Below are 23361 nucleotides of genomic sequence, written 5' to 3'. Positions count from 1 at the left end.
CCCTTTGAGTACTGAAGATAACAGTGACTCGGTAGTCGTGCGCCTGCGTGAAAGGATTCCGCTGCACGTCAGATCTGCGAAGTAGAGTGAAAACAGCTAATGGAATGGCACCACCAGAACAACAAGAAGGCCATGACAGGTTTTGGTCTGTATGGCAGAGCGAACTGGATCAAAGGCAAGACCCGAAGATCGTTGCGGCGATGTCGGCTGGCGATTGTGGGGGGAAGCCTGTGTATCACCGCGTTCACCGTGGTATCGGCAGATACGCAAGGCGCACAGCCGGTCAAGTTCAATACGGCTTTCATTCAAGGCAGTGACCAGCCTCCCGACCTGCAGGAGTTTCTGCGCGCCAACAGCGTATTACCCGGTACTTACCGGGTGGATGTGTATGTCAACCGCGCACTGAGCGGCCGCCGGGATATCACCTTCAGTCGTAACGAAAGCTCCGGCCTGATCGAGCCCTGCCTGAGCCCCGAGATGCTTGAGAACTTCGGGCTGGACCCGCAGCGTTTGACGGTGGCCAGCGAGCAGGAGTGTTTCGATCTGGAGAACACCATTGAATTCGCCCGCATCGATTACCGGCCCGATGCCCTGCGTCTCGATATCAGTGTGCCGCAGGCTGCCATGGCGCGCAGCAGGCGAGGGTATGTATCACCGGAACTCTGGGACCAGGGAGAAACAGCCGGTTTCATCAATTACAACTTCAATGGCTCAAGACGTGATCAGCGTGGGCAGCAGTCAGATCAGTATTACCTGGGGCTGCGCAATGGCTTTAACCTCGGTGCATGGCGGCTGCGCAACGAGTCTTCGCTGGTGTATGGCGATAACCAGCCCTATCGCTTTCGCAGCAACCGCACTTTCGCGCAGCGCGATATCACGGCACTCAAGAGCCAGCTCACTCTGGGTGAAACCTTCACCGATTCTCAGGTCTTCGACAGCGTGCGCTTCAAGGGCGCGACGATAGCATCCGATGATGGAATGCTGTCCGACAGCGAGCGCACCTATGCGCCGGTGATTCGTGGCACTGCCGAAACCAACGCCACGGTCGAGGTCCGGCAGAACGGCTTCATGCTGTACAGCGGCAACGTTTCGCCCGGGCCGTTTGAGATAACCGACATTTATCCCAGCGGTTCCAATGGTGATCTGCTGGTGACCATTATCGAGGCCGACGGTCGACGGCGCACCTTTACCCAGGCCTATGCGTCTCTGCCGATCATGGTGCCTGCCGGTTCGTTTCGCTACAGCCTCGCCGCCGGGCAAGTGGACAGCAATGATGATCACCAGGCCTCGCCGAACTTCACCAGCGCCGCTGTCATTTATGGGCTTTCCGAGCGTGTAACCGGTTTTGGTGGCCTGCAACTGGCCGAGGACTACAACGCCGCCAATATCGGAACCGGGGTCAATACAGGCCTGGGGGCCGTCTCTTTTGACATCACCCATTCGATCAGCGAGCTGAAGCAACAGACCCGCAGCGGCCAGAGTATGCGGGTTCGTTATGCCAATACTCTGGATGTCACCAACACCACATTGGCAGTGGCCGGTTATCGTTACTCCACCGAGCAGTACCGGACCCTCAACCAGCACGTCAGTGAAACGGACGAGCGGCCCGGGCTGCTTGCCAATGGCCGGGCACGAGACCGGCTGGAGCTTAATGTCACTCAGGTGCTGCCCAGCCAGTCCGGTTCTCTGAGCCTGACCGCCTCCGAGCAGCGCTACTGGAACGTGTCCGGCAAGACTCGCCAGTTGTACCTGTCCTACAACGCTGCCTGGCGCACCTTGAATTACAGTGTGTCGGTAGAGCGCAATCAGGAATTCGGCACTCAGGGAAAGGGTGAAAACGATAACCGTCTGGCTTTGAGTGTGACCCTGCCGCTGGGCGACTCGCCGGGTTCTTCGCGTCTTTCGTTCAATGCCGTGCGTGATGACAGCGGCGAATACAACGTACAGACCGGGCTCAACGGTCAGGTGCTGGACAAGCGCGACCTGTTCTATTCGGTACAGGCCGGCCATGACAGCAGTTCCGGCAGCTTCGGTGCTGGCAAACTGAATGTCACGACGCCTTACGGCCGCTTCGAGACGGGCTACAGCCAGGGCCGTGACTATGACGCCTTGACCCTGGCTGCATCGGGTTCGCTGGTGGCCCATGGTGGCGGGATCAACCTCGGCCAGCCGCTGGGGGAAACCTTTGCTCTGGTTCAGGTGCCGGAGGTGGGTGGCGCCAGGTTGAAGTCCTACAGCAATGTGGAAACTTCGGACAATGGCTATGCGGTGCTGCCCTACGCCCAGCCTTATCGCACCAACTGGGTGTCGCTGGACACCCGGCAACTGGGCGCCGATATCGAACTGGATAACGCGATCAGCCAGATCGTGCCGCGTCGTGGCGCCATTCCTCTGGTGAGTTTCAAGGCATCCCAGGGCCGCCGTGTGCAGTTCGAACTGGTTCGTGCCGACGCCAGCCCGATCCCGTTGGGCGCCAGTGTCGAGGATGAGCAGGGCCGTAATCTGGCCGTTGTCGATCCCAACAGCCAGGCATTGGTGCTCAGCGAAAAGGACAGTGGCGTGTTGCGCGTGCAATGGTCGGGGCAAAGCTGCCGTGCTCCGTTCACGCTTCCCCCCAAAGATCCCAAGCGTGCCTATGAGCGGCTCAAGGTGGTTTGCCAATGAACCGGGCATTGCGTCGCGGGGTGTTTGCGCTGTTCTGCTGGGCGAGCAGCACTGTGCAGGCGGCAGTATCGCTGGCGGGTACCCGACTGATTTTTGATGGCACCTTTCGCGAAGCGAGTATCCAGGCCAGCAATCTCAGTAAACATGAAGTGTTGATACAGGCCTGGTTGAGCGCTCCCCAGGACAATGACGAAACGCCCAGAGAGCAGCGAACAGTCCTGCCCTTTGTCGTCACGCCGCATTTCTCCCGTTTGCCTGCCGGTGGCAAGCAGGAACTGCGGGTGCTGTATCAGGGCGCGGGCCTGCCCGAGGATCGCGAGTCACTGTTGCACCTGTACGTTCTGGAAATCCCGCCGCGGCGTGAGGGCATCAATCAGCTCAATATCGCCGTACGTCAGCGTATCAATGTGTTCTATCGACCTCCCGGCCTGCCGGGCGACCCGGCTGAAACTGTCGGGCGCCTGGGCTGGAGCCTGGCGGATGACACCGTTCGTGTCAGTAATCCCACGGCTTATCACGCCACGCTGCAAGCGGTGAAGCTCGATGAGTTTCTGCTCAGCGATTACCTGTTGCTGGAGCCAGGTGCGCATCTTGAGCTGCCGATGCCGCGTCAGTCCCGTCCACACGTCTTTTCATTCAAGGGCCTGACCGACTATGGCGGTCAGCGCTCTCATTGCACGCGGTTGAACGGGCGAATGCCGTTCACTGACTCCATCCCACTTCAAGAAGAATGCTGATATGACCTGTTTTCCTGCCAAGCGCTGGTTGAAACCCCTCGTTCTTGTGGCGGCACTGAGCCCGACCACCGGCTTTGCCCTGGTGTGCAAGACCCAGGGTTCGGGTGAGTCCGCGATTCATGGAGACCTGAGCAGCACGGTCGCCATACCGGCCTCGGCTCCCAATGGTGAGGTGATCTGGCGTTCCGAACGACTGAACATTCAGGTCGAATGTGCCAGGGAAGGGCAGCAGTCGGTGCCGCAGGAAATCTTTATCTACATCAACCCGGATAACAGGCCGATCGGCCAGGGCATTCGTGCCGGTCTGACCATCGATGGCGTGGATTACCTGCAAACCGGCGGGCGCATCAGTACCCGTCAGTCCGTGCCGGCCTGCCATGAAGGGGATTCCAATATAGGCGCATGTCCCAAGGCCAGTTTCAACCTGGCGTTTTCAGTGTTCGTGCAAAAGTACGGGCCGACGCCGCCTTCGGGCATGGCCAGTGACCTGACCGATTACCGGGTCTTCCAGCTCGATGGTGCGGCCGGTCTGGACCCGGTTCCGGGACGTAATCTCAGTTATGTCATCAACAACCTCAAAGGTCTGCGATTCATCGCCTGTGATGCGCAATTGCAGGTGATGCCTGAAACACTGGAGTTCGGCTCTATCGGTATTCAGCGGGTCGAGGTGGGAAGGGTGTTTGCCAGACGTCCGTTTTCCCTGCTGACCAGCCGCAGCTGTGAATCACCGTTCAGCCTCAATGCGCGCTTCAGGCCGGTGACGGGGCGGCTTGCCGGTGACGTGCTGATACCGGGCAACAACAGTTCTCTGGGTATTCGTATCGTGAGCGAGAGGAGCAACTTGCCGCTGCGTTATAACGAGCTGTTTCATCTGGCCGACCTGCTGGGCGATAGCCAGACGGCGCGTGCAGACTTCAATGCCGAGCTGCTGTGGCAGACAACCAGGCCCAAGGCCGGGCCGTTCGAGGCCGAGGTGATGGTGGATCTGTTCTACAAATGACGACGACCCATGGCCGATGTCTGGTCGGGCAAGCGTTCAACGATTGAGGTATGCTGCGCGCCCACGGGCATGTGCCCGGCTATTTCGACTTTTGGTGTCGCCATGACAACCCCCGAACAAACACCTGCTCCAGAAGCCGTCACCGACTCAGCGCCGGAGACTGACAAGAAACCCGCGATTGCGCCGTTCAGCTTTCCGTTCAAGCCTTCCGAGTTCGCGCAGGCCAAGAAAGATCAGGCCTGGTATCAGAAGTCGAACAAGCCTGGGCATCACAAGACCCCCGGTGCCGCGCCTGCCGGAACCCGTCGCTCGATGGGCAAGCGCTGATCGGCATCAGGCCGACTGTAATGGAATGAACATGTAGGAGGTCGGGTCGCGGGTCGTCACTTCAGCACCTGCCCCATTCAGCGTGTTGATGACTTCCTGCCCCGCCACATGAAACTCCCAGCCCGCATCGGACGAAACCGGCTCCGTACGGGTGGTGACCTGCTCGATGGCGTCCGCAAAAGCCTGCATGTCCGGCAGGTAGGCCACAAACCCGTTGCCCTTGAGCGCGGTGGTGCGAATCCCCAATAGCTGACAGACCGACTGCTTGGTGGCGATCTCGTCCCGGTCGGCCTGACGCGATTGTTCGATCAGCGCTATCAGTTGAGTATCCACCAGTTTGTTGCCCACGATCAGGTCCGGACCCTGTTCCCAGGAGTGCGGCGGGCAGTCCTTGGCTTCAGGGCGCAGGGGAATGTGCGGATTGATTTCCATCGGATAGATACGGCACACCAGCGGGCGACGTTCGTAGATGCGGCAGAGGTTCTCTGCGTCAAGATTCCGGCAACGCCCCACGTTATAGGCCGCGAAAGTGATTGCCACGTACGCCTGTGCGGAGCCGCTGTTCACCACCGTCGAACGACGGGTAGCGTGGGTCAGTTGCTCTTGGGGAACACCATAACCATCACTCAGAAATGCCTCGGTCAACACGATCACCGTACCGCCGTCAGCCGCCCATTGCGTGGCTTCGAGCAGAGTCAGGGGAACATGATGATCGGTGCAGCAAGCGCCGCAGCCTACGCAGGAAAACTGAGTGTTCATTGTTTCGATAACCCGTTCAGGATAGGTGCCAGGACCGACAGCGAGTTGCTGCCGGTCACGACCTGGACAGGTAACGAAGCAAATTGTGCGCCAGCGCTACCTCACTTGAGGGGGAGGCTGTCCCATTCGGTCACGCTGGCCTCTCGGCTTTTGCGGTTGTACAGGCACAGCTCGGTGCCCTTGCGGTTGTTCATGTGCTTCTGGGGATAGCGGCCTTGCAACAGCAGGGCACTGTAGCCAACCCGGTCATCGAACAGGGCGTTGCTGCCGACGGGTTTGCTGTCCTTGAGCTGGCTGGCCTTGAGGCAACTGTCGAGCATGGCCTTGTCCAGAGCGTTCCAGGCTTGCGGGGTGGCAGCGTTGGCCAGGCCGGCAATTGCCCAGAGGATTATCGGCAGCGCGATAAGTGATTTCATGATTGGCCTCCACACTATCGGGAGTCGATTATGCCTGATCAGGTTTCTTCGATTGCCGAACGCCGGACGTAGGACATGTCCATTTTTTCGTACAACTGCCGCGCCATCAGATTGTTTTCCATGACCAGCAGGTCGACCCTGGGTTCGCCGCGTTGACGCAAGTGGCTGAACAGCAGCATCAGCAAGGCCATGGCGACACCCTGGCGTCGGGCGCGTGGGTGAACCACCAGATCCTTGATGAAGGCGCTGGTCCAGCAGGTAATCACGCCGACCGCTCCTTGATCGTCCACGGCAACGAAGCACAGCCCGGTATCGAACTCCGGGTCATGTTCGAAAGCGTTCACCCAGTGGGAAAAGTCCGGCACGCTTCCGCTGCCGTCCCGATAAGCCAGGCTGAGCAGGCGATGAATTTCGAGGGCTTGATCGAGAGAGAAGGGGATCGGGCGGATGTCGGCAGGCCAGTGGGGTTCAAGTACCGGCTGCCCTAGGTCCCGACGCATCAACCAGTAATGCCGGGCTGAGGCGTCGGTCCTTGAAGGGCCTTGGGAGCAGGGCGCTCTGCGTATCAGTTGCCCTGGGCCATGACGGTGTGTGCCGCCTCGATCAGACATTTGGTCAACTCGGGGGACGAGAACTTGGTCAGCACGGAGTTGGCGCCGGCCAGCTTGGCCTTTTCGCCGTTCATTGCGCTGTCCAGAGAGGTGTGCAGCAGGATGTACAGGTCCTGGAAGTCCGGGGTTTCACGCAAGGTCCGGGTCAGGGCGTAGCCATCCATCTCGGACATTTCGATGTCGGAGACCACGATGTTGATCTGCGCCGGGGTGCCTTGCAGTTCCAGCAGGACATCGATGGCTTCCTTGGCGCTGCGGGCCGTGTGGCATTCCAGGCCAAGGTTGCGCAAGGTGATGATCGACTGCTGCAACGCGACCTGGCTGTCATCAACTACCAGAATCCGCGACTGGGCCAGAGCCATGACGTCTTCGGCAGGCAGTTCGTCGGACTGCACGACGATTTGTGCCGGCGCGATACCGTGAATCACTTTTTCGATATCCAGCACTTGTACCAGAACGCCATCGACCTGGGTGACGCCGGTGATGAACGACCGGCCGCTGGAACCGAAAGGCGGTGGACGAATGTCGGTGGTCAGGCAGTGGACGATCTTGCTCACCGCCTGCACATGCAGACCCTGCTTGGAACGGCTGACGTCAGTGACGATCAGGCAGCCGCCATCGGGATCGGCCAGCGGGCGCTCGCCAATGGCACGGCTGAGGTCGATCACCGACAGAGAGGCACCGCGCAGTGTCGCGACACCTTTGACGTGCGGGTGGGACTCGGGCAGGTGAGTCAGGGGCGGGCAGGGAATGATTTCACTGACCTTGAGCAGATTGATCGCCATCAGCTTGCCGCTGCGTAACGTGAACAGCAGCAGCGAAAGTGAATCTGCTCGGACGTTCTTGGGTGACATAAAAACCTTCTGGCTATAGGTGTTCGTCGCTGAGAGGCGCAAAACAACTTTCAGTGACAGGCTATCGACTCGCGACAGGCTGGCTTTAGGCTAACGGGCCGCAGCATTGAAGGCCTGTGTGTTCGGTCACTCTTCTTGAAAAGTGATTTTCACTTCGTGCAGGATTGTTTTCGGCCGCAAGAGCGGGGGACGCAATACTGGCAGTTTGATTTGTTTGACGTCAAACGGTTGATTGCGTCACAGAACGAAAGAGAATTACCGATTGTGTCTTTTGTGCGCCCCTGGCTGTGTCCCGGGATTGCCCTGCGGTAAACTGTCGCACTTCTTCTTCCCGGTGCCTGGGTGCGACAAAAAGACGCATCCTTCTATATATAAGGAAGAGATCTGTTTTTTGCGCCTCTGTGCTCCGCCACCTGTCGCAGTGCCGAAGGAACCATCCGGTTGGCAAATCCATCCGTATGGCGGACAGGCGCTTGAGTTGGCAGGGACGAGAGACGAATATCGCGCACCATCCGCCAGCGGGTATTTACTCGCGATCAGTCCCGCAGGTGCCTGCGCTGGCCCGGCGCACCTGCACACCATTTCGATAAGGTAAGTGAATGAGCGACAACACGTTGTACCTGAGACGCGAAAAGCGTTTTCTGGTCTTGCTGGGAATCATCTGCCTGTCCTTGATCGGCGGCGCCCTGTACATGCAGATCGTGCTGGGCGAGGCACCTTGCCCGCTGTGCATCCTGCAGCGCTATGCCTTGCTGTTCATCGCCATCTTCGCTTTCATCGGCGCCGCCATGCCGGGCCGTCGCAGTATCACGGTGATGGAAACCCTGGTCACCTTCAGCGCCCTGGGCGGTATCGCGGCTGCCGGCCACCATGTCTACACCCTGGCGTATCCGGCAGTGAGCTGCGGCATCGACACCCTGCAGCCCATTGTCGATGGCCTGCCTCTGGCGTCGCTTTTCCCGCTGGTATTTCAGGTCAGCGGTTTCTGCTCCACACCCTATCCGCCCGTCTTGGGGTTGTCATTGGCCCAGTGGGCTCTGATAGCATTCGTTCTGACGGCTGTTCTGGTCCCGATTTGCGTCATCCGCAATCGTCGTAGACCTTACTGAACGCAAGGGCTTTGATGGAAAAATGCCTCGTTTTCACGAGGCATTTTTTCTGGTTATAAAGATCAATGATTTGCGATTGTTGCAAGCTTTGAGATTAACTGTTACAAAATTAGGCATAGTCAATAAAAATTTACATATCTACAATCGCCAGCACTCATCGTCCAGCCAGGCTTGGCGATCAGAAATTTTGAGGCTCGGAGCGCCCTGTGCAGGCTAAACAGGCAGCGCAATGCTGGCCTCTGAGCGCGCAGGATCAGCGCGCGCAAGGCGATTGATCTGCGAAAGCAGGCCAGTTTCCGGCGGCTCAAAATAAGAATTCATAGCAAAAACCCCGGATTTGTCGTTTCGCAACAGAGCGTTTCGGCAGGTCCTTGTTCAATTTAAAAAAAGATGCCGGCACTGGCAGGGTAAAGTGTTGGCGGTCGAAACCCACTGCACCGCGCAAGCTGCTTTTAGAGGTCGTGAGATGAGTAAAACAAGGTACCCCAGGTTTTTTGGCTACTTGGCCCTGTTCAGCATGCTGTTGCTCAGCGGCTGTGACGGCGTTCCTCTGCTCGATCCGAAAGGGCAGGTGGGTATCGAACAACGGAACCTGATCATCATCGCCACGCTGCTGATGCTGATCGTGGTCATCCCGGTCATTGTCCTGACCTTCGTCTTCGCCTGGAAGTATCGCGCGTCCAACAAGGCCGCCAAGTACACGCCCGACTGGTCGCACTCGACCAAGATTGAAGTCGCGGTCTGGGGTATCCCCATGATCCTGCTGGTCTTTCTGGGCTACTTCACCTACATCTCCACTCACTCGCTGGACCCGTACCGTCCGCTTGAGTCCGACGTCAAGCCTGTGACCATCCAGGTTGTCGCGCTGGACTGGAAATGGGTGTTCATCTATCCGGAACAAGGCATCGCCACGGTCAACAAGATCGTCTTCCCTGCCAATACCCCGATCAATTTCCAGGTTACATCCGACTCGGTAATGAACTCGTTCTTCATTCCAGGCCTGGGTGGCCAGATCTACGCAATGGCTGGCATGCACACCAAGCTGCATCTGATCGCCAATGAAAACCACGAGTTCAACGGTATCTCGGCCAACTACAGTGGCGCGGGTTTCACCGGCATGAAGTTCAAGGCTATCGCCACCAGCCAGGCTGATTTCGATGCCTGGATCAACGAAGTGAAGAGTTCACCTAAACAGCTTGGTGCTGCTGAATACGCTGAACTGGCCAAACCTAGCGAACGCAATCCCGTCGAACTTTATTCCACGGTTACTCCGAACCTGTTCCAGATCATCATCGACAAGTATGAAGGTATGAACCCAGGCAAGAAGCTGATCCCTGGTGAGAAAGAAGTCGCTGGTGCCGAAGGTGCGGAAAAGGGCAAAAATTCAGCTGCTGGGGCAGAGGAGTAAACGATGTTAGGTAAATTAAGTTGGGAATCGGTACCGTTCCACGAGCCGATAGTCATGGTGACCCTTGCCATGATCGCGCTCGGTGGTCTGGGTGTGGTCGGGGCTATCACTTACTTCAAGAAGTGGTCCTACCTGTGGACTGAGTGGCTGACTTCCGTCGACCACAAGAAAATCGGCGTGATGTACATCATCGTTGCCATGGTCATGCTGCTGCGCGGTTTTGCCGACGCAATCATGATGCGTGCGCAACTGGCCATGGCCCAGAACGGTGCCGAAGGCTTCCTGCCGCCTGAACACTATGACCAGATCTTCACCGCTCACGGTGTGATCATGATCATCTTCATGGCGATGCCGTTCTTCACCGGCCTGATGAACATCGTTCTGCCACTGCAGATCGGTGCTCGTGACGTTGCCTTCCCGTTCCTGAACTCCCTCAGCTTCTGGCTGCTGGTAGCAGGCATGCTGCTGATCAACATCTCCCTGGGTGTCGGCGAGTTCGCCAAGACCGGCTGGGTTGCGTATCCGCCGTTGTCGGGTCTGCAATACAGTCCTGGAGTGGGTGTCGATTACTACATCTGGGCGCTACAGCTATCGGGGCTAGGTACGACACTTACGGGCGTCAACTTCCTGGTTACCGTGCTGAAGATGCGTACTCCCGGCATGAAACTGATGGACATGCCGATCTTCACCTGGACCTGCACCTGGGCAAACATCCTGATCGTGGCTTCGTTCCCGATCCTGACCGCTACCCTGGCGTTGCTGACCCTTGACCGTTACCTGGACTTCCACATCTTCACGAACGAAATGGGCGGTAACCCCATGATGTACGTGAACCTGTTCTGGGCATGGGGTCACCCTGAGGTTTACATCCTGATTCTGCCTGCGTTCGGTGTCTTCTCCGAAGTCATCTCGACGTTCTCGGGCAAGCGTCTGTTCGGCCACAAGTCGATGATCTTCGCTTCCGGCGCGATCTGTGTACTGGGCTTCATGGTATGGCTGCACCACTTCTTCACCATGGGTGCGGGCGCCAACGTCAACGCCTTCTTCGGTCTGGCGACGATGCTCATCGCGATACCGACGGGTGTGAAGCTATTCAACTGGCTGTTCACCATCTACCAGGGCCGTCTGCGCTTCACCGCGCCAGTACTCTGGACCCTGGGCTTCATGGTTACCTTCTCGATCGGCGGCATGACCGGCGTTCTGTTGGCAATCCCGGGTGCTGACTTCGTACTGCACAACAGCCTGTTCGTAATCGCTCACTTCCACAACGTCATCATCGGCGGTGCGGTATTCGGTTACATCGCCGGCTTCGCGTTCTGGTTCCCTAAAGCGTTCGGTTTCACCCTGAACGAGAAGTGGGGCAAGGCAGCGTTCTGGTTCTGGATCAGCGGCTTCTTCGTTGCATTCATGCCTCTGTACGCGCTGGGCTTCCTGGGTATGACCCGTCGCCTGAACGCTACCGACATGCCTGAGTGGAACATCTACCTGAACGTTGCTCTGTTCGGTGCATTCCTGATCGCAGCCGGTATCGCTTCGCAGCTGATCCAGTTGTTCGTCAGTATCCGTGACCGCAACCAGAACCGCGATCTGACCGGTGACCCATGGAATGGCCACACTCTGGAGTGGTCCACTTCTTCGCCACCGCCGTTCTACAACTTTGCCGAGCTGCCTGAGGCAAAAGACATCGACGCATTCACGGACGCCAAGCGTGCCGGTACCGCCTACAAGGTTCCTGCTCACTACTCGGCTATCCACATGCCTAACAACACAGCGACCGGCCTGTACATGGGTCTGCTGTTGACCGTCTTCGGCTTCGCGTTCATCTGGCACATCTGGTGGCTGGTGGGTGCAAGTCTGCTGGCGACCATCGTTGTCTTCGTCATTCATGCTGCACGTGACGACCAGGGCTACATGGTGCCTGCTGAAGATGTAGCGCGTATTGAAGGTGAGCATCACAAGGTCCTGGCGGCCAACGGTGCATACACTCCTGTCAAGTCCTCGCTGGAACAGGTTTAAACATGTCAAATATTGCTATCAACTCCGGAGCCCACGGTCATGACGCTCATGACCATGGGCATGACGATCACCACGACAGCGGTGGAATGACGGTCTACGGCTTCTGGCTGTACCTGATGACCGACTGCGTGTTGTTCGCATCGTTCTTCGCGGTCTACGCCGTGATGGTCAACAGTGTCGCGGGTGGCCCGTCGGGCCAGGACATCTTCCTGCTGCCTTTCGTGGCTGTGGAAACCGCGTTCCTGCTGGTCAGTAGTATCACTTATGGCTTCGCCATGCTGGCGCTGTACAAAGGCAAGAAGAGTCAGGTCCTGGGCTGGTTGGCCCTGACTTTCCTGTGCGGTGCTGCGTTTATCGCCATGGAAATCTATGAGTTCCATCACCTGATCAACGAAGGCTACGGTCCTAGCCGCAGCGGCTTCCTGTCGGCGTTCTTCGCCCTGGTCGGCCTGCACGGTCTGCACGTAACCAGCGGTCTGATCTGGATGGGTATCATGATGTATCAGGTCCAGAAAAAGGGCCTGACCAACACCAACAAGACCCGTCTGAGCTGCCTGAGCCTGTTCTGGCACTTCCTGGACGTGGTCTGGATCGGTGTGTTCACTATCGTCTACCTGATGGGAGCCCTGTAAATGGCGAATTCACATCATCCAGCTGAAGACAATAGCCACGGTTCCGTGAAGTCGTACATCATCGGTTTCGTGCTGTCGATCATCCTGACTGCCATCCCGTTCGCCCTGGTCATGTCTCCGGTTCTGCCGAAAGACCTGACCATCGCGATCATCCTGGCCTTCGCGATCGTCCAGATCCTGGTGCACCTGCATTACTTCCTGCACCTGGACTTCACGAGTGCGCAACGTAACAACGTGCTGGCGTTTGCCTTCACCGCGTTGGTTATCGTGCTGCTGGTCGGCCTGTCGCTGTGGATCATTTTCAGTATCCATCGCGAAATGATGGCGCATTGAGGAATACCAGATGTCCCTGAAGCACTTTATCCAAATCACCAAGCCGGGGATCATTTTCGGTAACGTGCTTTCGGTGGCAGGTGGCTTTTTTCTGGCTTCCAAGGGTGATATCGATTTCATCGTGTTTCTTGCGGCGGTAATCGGTACCTCCCTGGTCGTAGCGTCAGGTTGCGTATTCAACAACTGCATCGATCGTGATATCGACCAGCGCATGGAGCGGACTCGCAACCGTGTGCTGGTGCAGGGTCTGGTGTCCATCAAGCTTGCGCTGCTGTATGCCACGATTCTGGGCATCGCCGGTGTCAGCCTGCTGTACACCTACGCCAACCCTCTGGCTGCCTTGCTGGGTGTGATCGGCTTCGTGATCTACGTGGGCTTCTACAGCCTGTACTTCAAGCGTAAATCCGTACACGGCACCCTGATCGGCAGCCTGTCGGGGGCCATGCCTCCGGTGATTGGCTACTGCGCTGTAAGCAACAGCTTCGATTTCGCGGCATGGACGCTACTGGTGATGTTCAGCCTGTGGCAGATGCCGCACTCGTATGCGATCGCGATCTTTCGTTTCAACGACTATCGTGCAGCGAAGATTCCGGTTCTGCCGGTCAAGCGCGGCATTCTGGTCACCAAGCGTCACATCCTGCTCTACATCCTGGCGTTCCTCGTGGCGACCCTGATGTTGACGTTCGGCGGTTACGCGGGTCTGAACTACCTCGCTGTTGCAGCGGGCATGGGCATGTACTGGTTGTACATGGCCTGGAAGGGCTACAAGGCTGCAGACGATACTGTCTGGGCCCGCAAGCTGTTCGTGTTCTCCATCTTCACCATCACCGCCCTGAGCGTGATGATGTCGGTGGACTTTCAGGTAACGAAAGAGTTGCTGGTGACCTACGCCTTCTGACTTGCACCTGAACCCGAAAAACAAAACCCTGTCCCGAAAGGCACAGGGTTTTTTATTGGATGCTCACTTCAGCTCAAATGATCTGGCAGAATACGACACAGGCCTGACTCATCCAGGCAGCGGCTAAACGAAAGAGGGCGTTATGAGTCAAGAAAGCATCAACTGGGAAACCCTGGGTTTCGATTACATCAAAACCGACAAGCGCTACCTCTCTCACTGGCGTGATGGCGCCTGGGATCAGGGTTCCCTGACCGAAGACAACGTGCTGCATATCAGCGAAGGTTCTACCGCGCTGCATTACGGTCAACAGTGCTTTGAAGGCCTGAAGGCTTATCGTTGCAAGGATGGCTCGATCAACCTGTTCCGCCCTGACCAGAACGCCCAGCGCATGCAGCGCAGTTGTTCCCGTCTGTTGATGCCTCACGTACCGACCGATGTGTTCATTGAAGCGTGCAAGCAGGTCGTCAAGGCCAACGAACGTTTCATCCCGCCTTATGGTTCGGGCGGTGCCCTGTACCTGCGTCCGTTCGTGATCGGCGTTGGCGACAACATCGGCGTGCGTACCGCGCCCGAGTTCATCTTCTCGATCTTCTGCATTCCGGTTGGCGCCTACTTCAAGGGCGGCCTGAAGCCGAACAACTTCGTGATCTCCGGCTACGACCGTGCTGCCCCGAACGGCACCGGTGCTGCCAAGGTCGGTGGCAACTATGCTGCCAGCCTGATGCCAGGTTCCGAAGCCAAGAAACACAGCTTTGCCGACTGCATCTACCTGGACCCGCAAACCCATTCCAAGATCGAAGAAGTCGGTTCGGCCAACTTCTTTGCAATCACCGCCAACAATGAGTTCGTTACGCCAAAGTCGCCTTCCGTGCTGCCGGGTATTACCCGTCTGTCGCTGATGGAACTGGCGCAAAGCCGCCTGGGCCTGACTGTTATCGAAGGTGATGTGCTGATCGACAAGATCGGTGAGTTCAAGGAAGCGGGCGCCTGCGGCACCGCGGCCGTCATCACTCCGATTGGCGGGATTTCCTACAAGGACAAACTGCACGTCTTCCACAGCGAAACCGACGTCGGCCCTGTAACCCGCAAGCTTTACGCTGAACTCACCGGCGTACAGTCCGGCGACGTTGAAGCGCCAGCAGGCTGGATCGTGAAGGTCTGATTCCCCACGATCGGTATACATGACACTTGTGGGAGGGGCCTTGGCCGCGACAGCCAGTTGTCGCGGCCAAGGCCCCTCCCACACAGCCAGCATAGGTTGTGCCGTCCAATCACTCCTTCGCCGGCCCCAGCACAATCGCCAAATGCCGCAGGTCGTCCACTTCGACGCTGAAGCTTTTCCCTGATGGGCTTTTGACGACATTCCCCAACGCATAGACCGTGAAGAACTTCACGTCGTCGGCATGGCTCAACAGTTCGGTGATGTACCGGCTGGAGCGATAGGCCTGCATCTGCGCGGGTGACACGTACAGCGTCACCAGCTTGGCTTCAAGACGGTCGAAGAACTTGAACTTGAACCCCAGACCATAACGCTCCACCAGCCCGCCGCCATACAGCACCCGGCCGTTGTCGCCTGCCTGCGCATATTTGATGTGGCGAAAGTACGAGCGCAGGGACAACTCGCCTTGTCCGGGAATCTTCAGGGTCAGCAGCTTGAAGTCATCGGGGGATAATTGCGCCTTGGCCTGGCGGAAGCTGTCCACCAGCCGCTCAAGATTATTGGTGCGCGTTTCACTGTAGCGCGGTGCTGCAGGCGTCGAAGTTTCTGGCGCTGGAGAGTCGTTCGCGGGCTTCGGTACGCGAGGTCCAGCCTTGTCGGGGCCGGCCTTTTCCTTGACCGGGTCTTTGATGACCGGATCGAAGACATCAATGTAGTCATCCAGCTTGCGCTTGACCTTGCGAACACGCGCCTGGGGATCGGTCTCTTCGACTTCGGGTTCTTCTTTGGCTTCCCCGGCTTCTTCCTCGACCCACTCGCAGCTGGCGTGATGGTCGTAATGCGGGTTGGCGCGAAAGTGAGCGGCCACGAAGGTTGGATTGTCCTGAGGCTTCACGTCATAGCGAACCCCCGTCACCTTGGCACCCAGCGCCCGGCAGGCCTCACTTGAGCACAGAAACTCGAATCGCGAGCGCGGTAGCTCCTGAGAGAAATACTCTCGCCGTGCGGCGGTAATGGACAGTTCCTGCTGCAACTCGACGCAGAACGCACGAGTGATGGTTTTGCTGGGTTTCATGCGTCTTTCCTTGGTCGTCCAAGGCAATACGCTATTTCAGGATGGGCCGGCTTTCAACCGAATGTTTGGCAGGAAGACACTCTTTGCGCTGTGGGCAACGCAAAGAGTGTGTTTTGGGTCAGGACAGACGGAAGCGCCCTACGATGCCGCTCAGATCCACAGCCAGTCGCGACAGCTCACGGCTGGCGGTGCTGGTCTGTTGTGCGCCGGAGGACGACTGTGCCGACAGGTCACGGATGTTCACCAGGTTACGGTCCACTTCCCGGGCCACATGGGCCTGTTCCTGTGCCGCACTGGCGATCACCAGATTGAGGTCGTTGATCTCGCTGACCGCCGCGTTGATCTTGCTCAGCGCTTCATTGGCGCCTTCGGCGATGCCCAGGGTTTCGCTGGCCAGTTCGGTATTGCCGCGCATGGAGCCCACGGCACGGTCGGTACCGTTCTGGATATTGGTGACCAGACGTTCGATTTCGCTGGTCGATTGCTGGGTACGATGAGCCAGAGCGCGCACTTCGTCGGCTACCACGGCAAAACCGCGTCCTGCTTCGCCTGCGCGTGCGGCCTCGATTGCGGCGTTCAGTGCCAGCAGGTTGGTTTGTTCCGCCAGGCCACGAATAACATCCAGCACCTTGCCGATATCACGGGACTGATCTGCCAGCTCGCCGATCAGGGTCGCAGTCTTTTGTACGTCATTGCTCATGGTATCGATGGCACTGACCGTCTTCTTGACCAGCCCGAGCCCGTCCTGCGCGGCTCCCGTCGCATTGCTGGACGAGCGGGCGGTGTGTTCGGCATTGCGGGCCACTTCTTCCACTGCGCTGGTCATTTGATTGACTGCCGTGGCGGCCTGATCGATTTCGGTGTTCTGTTTGTGCAGGCCGTGAACGCCATCTTCGGTAATGGCAGTCATTTCCTCGGCTGCCGATGCCAACTGGTTCGCCGAGCTGGAGATCTGTTGCAGTGTCTCGCGAAGTTGAGCCTGCATGGCACCTACAGCCGCCACCACGCTGGACTGATCATTGCTCGCAACCTTGATGTTGCTGCTCAAGTCGCCCTTGGCAATGGTGCGGGTGATGCCAGCCACCATATCGGGCTCGCCACCGATGGCACCGAGGATGCTGCGGGTGGTCAGCAGTGTCGCGATAACACCCAGCAGGGCAATCACCAGCGTTGCACCAATCGCCAGGCCATTGGCTTGACTGGCGCTCGCTTCCTGAGCCTGGAAGCGCTTGCCCGCCTGTTGCTTGCCTTGCTCGCGCAGGGTCTGCAGAGTCTTGAAGACCTGCTCCGCGAAAGGCTTGACCTCGGTGCGGTTGATATTGGTTGCGCCGGCAATGTCACCGGTCTGAATCACGCTGGTCTGATGGCGCATGCCGTCACGCAACTTCGCATAGTCGCGCTGCAATTGCTGGGTCAGTTGCACGTCCAGAGTGCCAGCTGTTTCCTGGCTCAACTGGCTGGTGAGCTTGTCCAGTTGAGTGAAGGCGTTTTCGTTTTCGGTCTTCCAGACAGCGGTCTGTTCCGGGTTGCCGATAGCAATCATGCGCAGGATATTGATGTCCACGCGGGTCAGCGTGCCATCAATATTGTTCACGGTCTCTGTTGCCAGAAAATCGCGGTTATAGAGCGCATCGACGTTTTCGGTCGAAGTCTTGAGCGTCTGGATCATGAAAACCGACAGCACGAAAAACGCAACGATGATTGCGAAGGTCGAGAACATCAATCGTTGCTTTACGGTGAAGCCGGTTGTGGAGGCGACTGGAGTATGTGCCATGGCTTTCCCCTCAATGGGAGTCGGTTGCGCAGATAGATAACCGCGCTCTTGAGGCGCGTTATCTTCTATCGGCGTCAAACTCCCCAGCTAAAGCCTTGAGACGGAGTTTACTGGCCCGGCACCGCCAACCACTCACCCAGCGCCTGCTGGTAGGCGCCTGTGGCTTTACTCAAGTGCAGCCATTGGTCGACATAGCTTTTCCAGGTCACATCGTCACGGGGCAACAGATAAGCTTTTTCGCCGTATTGCATGTAACGGGTCGGGTTGACCGCGCACAGGCCCGGCATGCGTTTCTGCTGATACAGCGCTTCGGAAGCGTCGGTGATCATCACGTCGGCCTTCTTGTCCAGCAGCTCATGGAAAATAGTGTTGTTGTCGTGGAAAGCAATCTGAGCCTTGGGCAGATAAGCGCGGGCGAAGGCTTCGTTGGTGCCACCGGCCGGCTCGATCAGGCGCACGGACGGCTGGTTGATCTGCTCGATGGTCTGGTACAGGGCCTGATCTTCGCAGCGTACCAGCGGGATCTTGCCGTCGACATCCAGCGTGTTGCTGAAGAAGGCTTTCTTCTGGCGCTCCAGCGTGACGGAAATACCGCCCATGCCGATGTCGCACTTACCGGCGACCATGTCCGGCATCAGGGTTTTCCAGGTGGTCGGGACCCACTCGACCTTGACGCCCAGGCTCTTGGCCAGCGAGCGTGCCATGGTGATATCGATACCTTCGTACTCGCCGTCTTTGCGCAGGAAGGTGTAAGGCTTGTAGTCACCCGTGGTGCACACTGACAACTGGCCAGCCTGAATCACCTTGTCCAGATGCGAAGCCGATTCCTGGGCCTGCGCCATGCCTGTCAGGCCCAGCAGAAGGGCGGCCGGTACGCTGTATTTCAGATTCATCATGAGGCTGTGTGCTCGCAACGGTTTGATTGGATTTATCGAACGCGGCAGAGTGCTCCATGGGCTGGAGCGACGTGAAGCCGCAGTCGCGTCATGCCCGTTCGTTGAACTTACGGGTACGCATTTCGTCATTTCACAGGACGTTGAATGGAAAGGAGATCGATCATGAGCAACACAACCATTTATGTACAGGCCGGTGGCGGTTACGAGCGCGTTATTGTCGGTGACAGTGAAGTGCTGGCCCCCAAGGCCGGGGAAATCACCGTGCGCCTGCACGCTAACTCCCTCAACTACCACGACTTCGCGGTGGTCAGCGGCATGTGGGGCCCCAGCGAGTCACGCATTCCCATGGCCGACGGTGCCGGTGTGGTCACGGCGGTGGGTGAGGGCGTCAGCGAGTTCAAGGTCGGGGATTCGGTGGTCAGCACCTTCTTCCCGGACTGGATCAGCGGCGAGCCGCTGGTGGAAGGCTTCGTGACTGTTCCAGGCGATGGTATCGATGGCTATGCCCGTCAGCAAGTCACCGCCCGCGCAACCTCCTTCACCCTCGCACCGGTCGGCTACAGCCACGCAGAAGCCTCGACCCTGACCACAGCGGGCCTGACCGCCTGGCGTGCGTTGATGAGCGATGGCGGCCTTAAAGCAGGTGACACCGTACTGGTCCAAGGCACCGGTGGCGTTTCGATATTCGCCCTGCAATTCGCCAAAATGGCGGGTGCCACTGTCATCGCCACATCCTCCAGCGACGAAAAACTGGAGCGCCTGAGCGCGCTGGGTGCCGATCACCTGATCAACTACCGCAAGGACAGCACCTGGGGCGAGACTGCCCGCACCCTGACCGGTGGCCGGGGTGTCGATCACATCATCGAAGTCGGTGGCCCATCGACGCTTGAGCAGTCCATGCAGGCGGCGCGTGTCGGTGGGCATATCTCGGTGATCGGCATTCTGACCGGCGTCGCCGGGCAACTGGCAGTCGTGCCGGCGCTGATCAAGCAACTGCGCCTGCAAGGCGTACTGGTGGGCAGCCGAACCCTGCAGCAGGACATGATTCGTGCAATCGATGCCAACGGCATGCGCCCGGTACTGGACCGCTCGTTCCCGCTGACCGATATCGTCGAAGCATTCCGCTATCAGGAAACCAACCAGCACTTCGGCAAGATCATCCTGGATATCTGACCGGCTCGCACAGGAAGAGGCCTCAGCCGTAGGCCTCCTCCAGTGCATTGAGCTGTTCTTCTATGGTCGCCATGATGGTTTCCCAGTCGGCCTGGGTTCTTTGCCAGGTTTCGCCCTGATGCACATAGAGAAAGTCCACGACGGAATACGTGACCTTGCCCTTGCCTATGGCGCCGAATGCTTCGGCACTCAGCGCCCGGGCCAGCATCTCGAGTTCGGCTGCATGGTTCAGCCAGCGCCAGTGATGCTTGATCACCACCTTGTCCAGCAGGATGCACTGCTTCTTGAATGCCTTCAGCGCCAGACCCAGCGGGCTTGCACTGAGCAATGAGTCGATCTGACGCGGATCATTGCCCGCCTTCAGCTCGGCATTCGGGCCGAAGAACCACTCGTTGAACCCGATCTCGATCTCCCGAAACGCCACACTGGCATCCCAGATGACCCCAAGCGCCTTGTGCTGACGCACATCCCGCTTCCAGCCGCCATACGCCTTGAACGCAACCCCCGCGATCCCGATGATCGCCAGCGTCTCCACCAGAGAAGATGCCGAATAAACCACAAACCAGGCATCCACGGCCCGCACAGGACTGCTGCCGGAAGCCGCACTGTAATAAGTCGCCGCAACCACCACCATCAACGCAAAACAGGCGCTGTAGAACCCGAAGGCATAAGGGTCTTTCATTATTATTCTTGTCCCATCAGTCAAGGTGGTCAGGGCATCAACCGCTTAAATGATGGGTTTGAGGGTAGTTGAGAGTGGGGGTGTTTGCTGTTGAGAGATCTGAGGGGATTGGGTGGGAGCGGATTTATCCGCGAGACGGAATTGAAGACAATTCATTTTGTGTGCTGAGACGTCCATCCCGCAGACCCAACCTTGTGGGAGGGGCCTTGGCCGCGACAGCTTCACACGGGATATGTCAGGAAATGGAGTTTTTCCAGGCTGTCATGTCGCAATTTTCGTGTTTTAGCGACACGTTATTGGGTCATGTCGTTGGCGACGACATATCAAACAGCAGGGCCTGTCGCAGCATATGAATATCTTTTTACGGCAGACAGGAATGAACCCTTTCCTGACCCTCTTTTTTCACCGCAGATTCGCCTTTTAAAAATCAATGACTTACAAGGCCCGATAAAAAAAGGGTTAAAAAGGCTGCTGGCGCATATTTTTCTTTGAAAACGGACGGTTATCGAGGAAAGTGTCTACTTCACTGCCGTATAGGCAGCTCAGAAAGAAGAAATCCGGTGGCTTATGGATTTGCTGGCCTTCACTGCCGTATAGGCAGCTCAGAAAAGCTACCACAAGGCGCTGCAGGAACTGAAGAACTTCACTGCCGTATAGGCAGCTCAGAAATTTCACGCTGGTCACGCAAGAAGCAGGCTTCCCTTCACTGCCGTATAGGCAGCTCAGAAAATGTGTAATTGTTGCCGCAGTCACAGGCACCGCTTCACTGCCGTATAGGCAGCTCAGAAAAGCCACAGCACATCACTGGGTACGCGGATCTGCTTCACTGCCGTATAGGCAGCTCAGAAACTGGGAATACAACGACCTTTCAAAAGGCATTGCTTCACTGCCGTATAGGCAGCTCAGAAAGAACACGACCGGCACCGGCCGGCCGGCGCTCACTTCACTGCCGTATAGGCAGCTCAGAAAAGGCACCGCGTACATCGAGGGCATTCGACTTGCTTCACTGCCGTATAGGCAGCTCAGAAAAGGCCCGCTCTTGCGTTGCGACATACTCTGCATCTTCACTGCCGTATAGGCAGCTCAGAAATGGATGCGTGATCGGAGTGTTGTTAGTCGCAACTTCACTGCCGTATAGGCAGCTCAGAAAGGCATTACTGAAGAGATGTATCAAGAGCTTGTCTTCACTGCCGCACAGGCAGCCCCAAACCAAAGCCCTCGTAATAACCACATTACAAGGGCTTCAGCCCGCATCAAAACCAGGGAACAGTCGCCGTAGCACTCAACCCATAGCTATTGAAGGTCCCCGGCTGGGCGTTGGCCTGTAATGATCCATGCTGGATGAACAGCAGAAACGTCTGGCCACTGGTGCGGCTGCGCAGTTGGGTGAAGGGCAGGTTGCAGCGTTTTGCGGCGCTGTCGGGGATGCGTTCGCGGGCTTGTTCTTCGGTGATACCGTGGCGTTTGATCAGGCGTCGTCTTGTGCGTTCCGGGTTGCTGTCCACTTGCACGCGGCTGACGCGGCGATGCTGTGCGTCAGTGGGCACCACGCTCAGTTCGCCTACCCGCACATGGTCACGCATGCCCGTCAGCCAGGTCAGTGCCATCAAGGCATCCAGCGCTTGCGCACTGCCATGCAAGCGCAGACGGTCGCCCAGGCCGCTGGCCTTGCCTCCAAGAGCCGGGAAGCTGATGCCGATGTCATCGCGGCGCAGGTCATGCAAACCGCGATGCAACTTGGACATCAGTGCGCTCATCAGTTGCGTGGCTGCAAACTCCGGATCGGGCAGTAATTGCAGGTCGAGGTAGTGATCCATGGCTTAGCCCGCCTCACCAAATACGCCGCCACGAATCAGGGTCGCGATGACGAAATGCTGCTGATCCAGCTCTGGCACCTTGTCCTTGAGCACCCAGCCATCGAGCAGGGTGTAGAAGTTATCCTTGGCGCGATATGCCTTGCCCTGCGTGGTCACCGAGCCATAGGGTTCCACGGCAATCGGGCCGTTGATATCGGCTTCCTGATACCAGGTGTCGATGCTGCGAATGGCGTTGCCGATCTTTTGCGAGTGGATGCCTGCGATAGCGTCGACTTGATAGAGCGTTCTGCTTTTGGTGGTGCTGGAACGATCCAGAATTAGCTCTTGGGAAGGAAAGACTTCCTGCCCTGCGCCGATGCGCACATAGGCCGTCACGCCTAGCAGTACATGTTGTTTACCTGCCAGCCCGCTGGCGATCAATTGCGTCAGTTCGCTCAGTGCCTTGGTATTTTCAGCGTTGGTGTTGAAGTCACGTAGTGACAGCGCCAGAGAGTCGAAGGTCCATGTCGACGCAGCCTTGCCATCTACCCGATGAGCGACTTCTACTTGCACCTGTTCGGCACCGATGCGATTGCGCCACAGGAAGCGACCGTTGGCCAGATTGTGGGCATAGCGGCGTGCCAACTCATCGAAGCCATTGCCGTCTAAGTAGCTTTTTACGGTAGCGAGCAGCTTGTCCCGATACTCGATGTTATTACAGGCCGAAGGCTGGCCGGTGCCACTCAGGATGCGCAAGGTAAAGCTGACCCGCAGGGTGTCGGCGTCGTGTGGCAGGGCGGCCACATCTACGGTTTGCAGGTTGGGCTTTTCGATCTGGGCATCCAGTTTGGCCGGGTCCAGCTCCTTGGTTTTCAGACGATTGGAAATAGTGCCGCGCACTGACTTTTCACGAACTTCCACAGGCGTCCAGTTTTCGCGAGACTGCCAGTCGCCTGAATGAAACAGCGCATCGGAAGGATCGAGCTTGCGCTCGAAAGCCAGAACGGAAGCGGTCTTGAGGGTGTCGTTAGCCATGTTCAAA

The 23361-nt window shown here is 57.7% G+C and carries 23 protein-coding genes and 1 CRISPR repeat array; of the genes, 13 read left to right on the top strand and 10 right to left on the bottom strand.

The features are described from left to right. Window positions 1–99 precede the first annotated feature (99 nt). From K5D32_RS17605 to K5D32_RS17590, 4 genes are all read left to right on the top strand, one after another. The gene (locus tag K5D32_RS17605) at window positions 100–2664 is read left to right on the top strand and encodes a fimbria/pilus outer membrane usher protein (protein ID WP_221601252.1); all 2565 of its coding nucleotides are present in this window, start codon (window positions 100–102) and stop codon (window positions 2662–2664) included. After that, complete coding sequence (locus K5D32_RS17600) at window positions 2655–3401, top strand: molecular chaperone (RefSeq protein WP_409372878.1); 747 nt, start codon at window positions 2655–2657, stop codon at window positions 3399–3401. The genes K5D32_RS17605 and K5D32_RS17600 overlap by 10 nt, the downstream gene beginning before the upstream one ends. Before the next feature lies 1 nt (window position 3402). Next, the gene (locus K5D32_RS17595; RefSeq protein ID WP_221601249.1) at window positions 3403–4401 is read left to right on the top strand and encodes a fimbrial protein; all 999 of its coding nucleotides are present in this window, start codon (window positions 3403–3405) and stop codon (window positions 4399–4401) included. 102 nt (window positions 4402–4503) lie between these two features. Beyond that, complete coding sequence (locus K5D32_RS17590; protein WP_221578108.1) at window positions 4504–4728, top strand: hypothetical protein; 225 nt, start codon at window positions 4504–4506, stop codon at window positions 4726–4728. A gap of 6 nt (window positions 4729–4734) precedes the next feature. Here K5D32_RS17590 and K5D32_RS17585 read toward each other — a convergent pair whose 3' ends face one another. From K5D32_RS17585 to K5D32_RS17570, 4 genes are all read right to left on the bottom strand, one after another. Beyond that, window positions 4735–5487: a YkgJ family cysteine cluster protein gene (locus K5D32_RS17585; RefSeq protein ID WP_221601247.1), complete on the bottom strand. Its 753-nt coding sequence runs from the start codon at window positions 5485–5487 to the stop codon at window positions 4735–4737. Between the two features lie 101 nt (window positions 5488–5588). Further along, window positions 5589–5903, bottom strand: a complete 315-nt coding sequence (locus K5D32_RS17580) for a hypothetical protein (protein WP_221593638.1) — start codon at window positions 5901–5903, stop codon at window positions 5589–5591. 38 nt (window positions 5904–5941) lie between these two features. Continuing rightward, a complete protein-coding gene (locus K5D32_RS17575; protein ID WP_221601246.1) occupies window positions 5942–6403 on the bottom strand; it encodes a GNAT family N-acetyltransferase in 462 nt (153 codons plus the stop codon). Between the two features lie 65 nt (window positions 6404–6468). After that, a complete protein-coding gene (locus tag K5D32_RS17570; protein ID WP_198728579.1) occupies window positions 6469–7368 on the bottom strand; it encodes a chemotaxis protein in 900 nt (299 codons plus the stop codon). 599 nt (window positions 7369–7967) lie between these two features. Here K5D32_RS17570 and K5D32_RS17565 point away from each other — a divergent pair. From K5D32_RS17565 to K5D32_RS17535, 7 genes are all read left to right on the top strand, one after another. Beyond that, complete coding sequence (locus K5D32_RS17565) at window positions 7968–8477, top strand: disulfide bond formation protein B (RefSeq protein WP_221578112.1); 510 nt, start codon at window positions 7968–7970, stop codon at window positions 8475–8477. A gap of 466 nt (window positions 8478–8943) precedes the next feature. Then, window positions 8944–9885 carry a ubiquinol oxidase subunit II gene (gene cyoA, locus K5D32_RS17560; RefSeq protein ID WP_025258796.1) on the top strand — a complete coding sequence of 314 codons (942 nt, stop codon included), beginning with the start codon at window positions 8944–8946 and terminating at the stop codon, window positions 9883–9885. A gap of 3 nt (window positions 9886–9888) precedes the next feature. After that, a complete protein-coding gene (gene cyoB / locus K5D32_RS17555) occupies window positions 9889–11901 on the top strand; it encodes a cytochrome o ubiquinol oxidase subunit I (protein WP_221530195.1) in 2013 nt (670 codons plus the stop codon). Between the two features lie 2 nt (window positions 11902–11903). Next, a complete protein-coding gene (gene cyoC, locus K5D32_RS17550) occupies window positions 11904–12533 on the top strand; it encodes a cytochrome o ubiquinol oxidase subunit III (protein ID WP_221530196.1) in 630 nt (209 codons plus the stop codon). Next, a complete protein-coding gene (gene cyoD / locus K5D32_RS17545) occupies window positions 12534–12866 on the top strand; it encodes a cytochrome o ubiquinol oxidase subunit IV (protein ID WP_025258799.1) in 333 nt (110 codons plus the stop codon). Between the two features lie 10 nt (window positions 12867–12876). Next, entirely contained in the window at window positions 12877–13764 is an 888-nt protein-coding gene (gene cyoE / locus K5D32_RS17540; protein ID WP_025258800.1) for a heme o synthase, read from the top strand. A gap of 142 nt (window positions 13765–13906) precedes the next feature. Continuing rightward, entirely contained in the window at window positions 13907–14926 is a 1020-nt protein-coding gene (locus K5D32_RS17535; protein WP_025258801.1) for a branched-chain amino acid aminotransferase, read from the top strand. Between the two features lie 109 nt (window positions 14927–15035). Here the strand turns inward: K5D32_RS17535 and K5D32_RS17530 are convergent, their stop codons facing one another. The 3 genes from K5D32_RS17530 to K5D32_RS17520 form a co-directional block, all read right to left on the bottom strand. Next, on the bottom strand, window positions 15036–15998 hold the full coding sequence (locus tag K5D32_RS17530) for an ATPase (RefSeq protein WP_221601244.1): 963 nt from the start codon (window positions 15996–15998) through the stop codon (window positions 15036–15038). Between the two features lie 118 nt (window positions 15999–16116). Next, window positions 16117–17772, bottom strand: coding sequence for a methyl-accepting chemotaxis protein (locus K5D32_RS17525; protein ID WP_221593642.1), 1656 nt, complete (start codon window positions 17770–17772; stop codon window positions 16117–16119). A gap of 107 nt (window positions 17773–17879) precedes the next feature. Continuing rightward, a complete protein-coding gene (locus K5D32_RS17520; protein ID WP_221593643.1) occupies window positions 17880–18668 on the bottom strand; it encodes a transporter substrate-binding domain-containing protein in 789 nt (262 codons plus the stop codon). Between the two features lie 162 nt (window positions 18669–18830). On the opposite strand from K5D32_RS17520, the gene K5D32_RS17515 reads away from it, so the two are divergent. Then, window positions 18831–19841 (top strand): NAD(P)-dependent alcohol dehydrogenase, encoded by a 1011-nt coding sequence (locus tag K5D32_RS17515; protein WP_221601242.1) that lies wholly within the window; start codon window positions 18831–18833, stop codon window positions 19839–19841. A 22-nt stretch (window positions 19842–19863) separates the two neighbouring features. Here the strand turns inward: K5D32_RS17515 and K5D32_RS17510 are convergent, their stop codons facing one another. Continuing rightward, the gene (locus tag K5D32_RS17510) at window positions 19864–20523 is read right to left on the bottom strand and encodes a hypothetical protein (RefSeq protein ID WP_221593645.1); all 660 of its coding nucleotides are present in this window, start codon (window positions 20521–20523) and stop codon (window positions 19864–19866) included. Between the two features lie 303 nt (window positions 20524–20826). Here K5D32_RS17510 and K5D32_RS17505 point away from each other — a divergent pair, with 303 nt between their 5' ends. Further along, complete coding sequence (locus K5D32_RS17505) at window positions 20827–21015, top strand: hypothetical protein (RefSeq protein WP_221601240.1); 189 nt, start codon at window positions 20827–20829, stop codon at window positions 21013–21015. Window positions 21016–21044: 29 nt separating this feature from the next. Continuing rightward, window positions 21045–21673: direct repeats of the CRISPR family, unit length 28 nt; unit sequence CTTCACTGCCGTATAGGCAGCTCAGAAA. A gap of 103 nt (window positions 21674–21776) precedes the next feature. Here the strand turns inward: K5D32_RS17505 and cas6f are convergent. Continuing rightward, complete coding sequence (gene cas6f / locus K5D32_RS17500) at window positions 21777–22340, bottom strand: type I-F CRISPR-associated endoribonuclease Cas6/Csy4 (RefSeq protein ID WP_221601238.1); 564 nt, start codon at window positions 22338–22340, stop codon at window positions 21777–21779. 3 nt (window positions 22341–22343) lie between these two features. Further along, on the bottom strand, window positions 22344–23354 hold the full coding sequence (gene csy3, locus K5D32_RS17495; protein ID WP_221601236.1) for a type I-F CRISPR-associated protein Csy3: 1011 nt from the start codon (window positions 23352–23354) through the stop codon (window positions 22344–22346). Between the last annotated feature and the right edge of the window lie 7 nt (window positions 23355–23361).

This window comes from Pseudomonas cichorii (assembly GCF_019719005.1).
GTDB lineage: Bacteria > Pseudomonadota > Gammaproteobacteria > Pseudomonadales > Pseudomonadaceae > Aquipseudomonas > Aquipseudomonas cichorii_E.
Note: the sequence above shows the minus strand (reverse complement) of the source record. Positions and strands in the feature narration are given on the sequence as shown.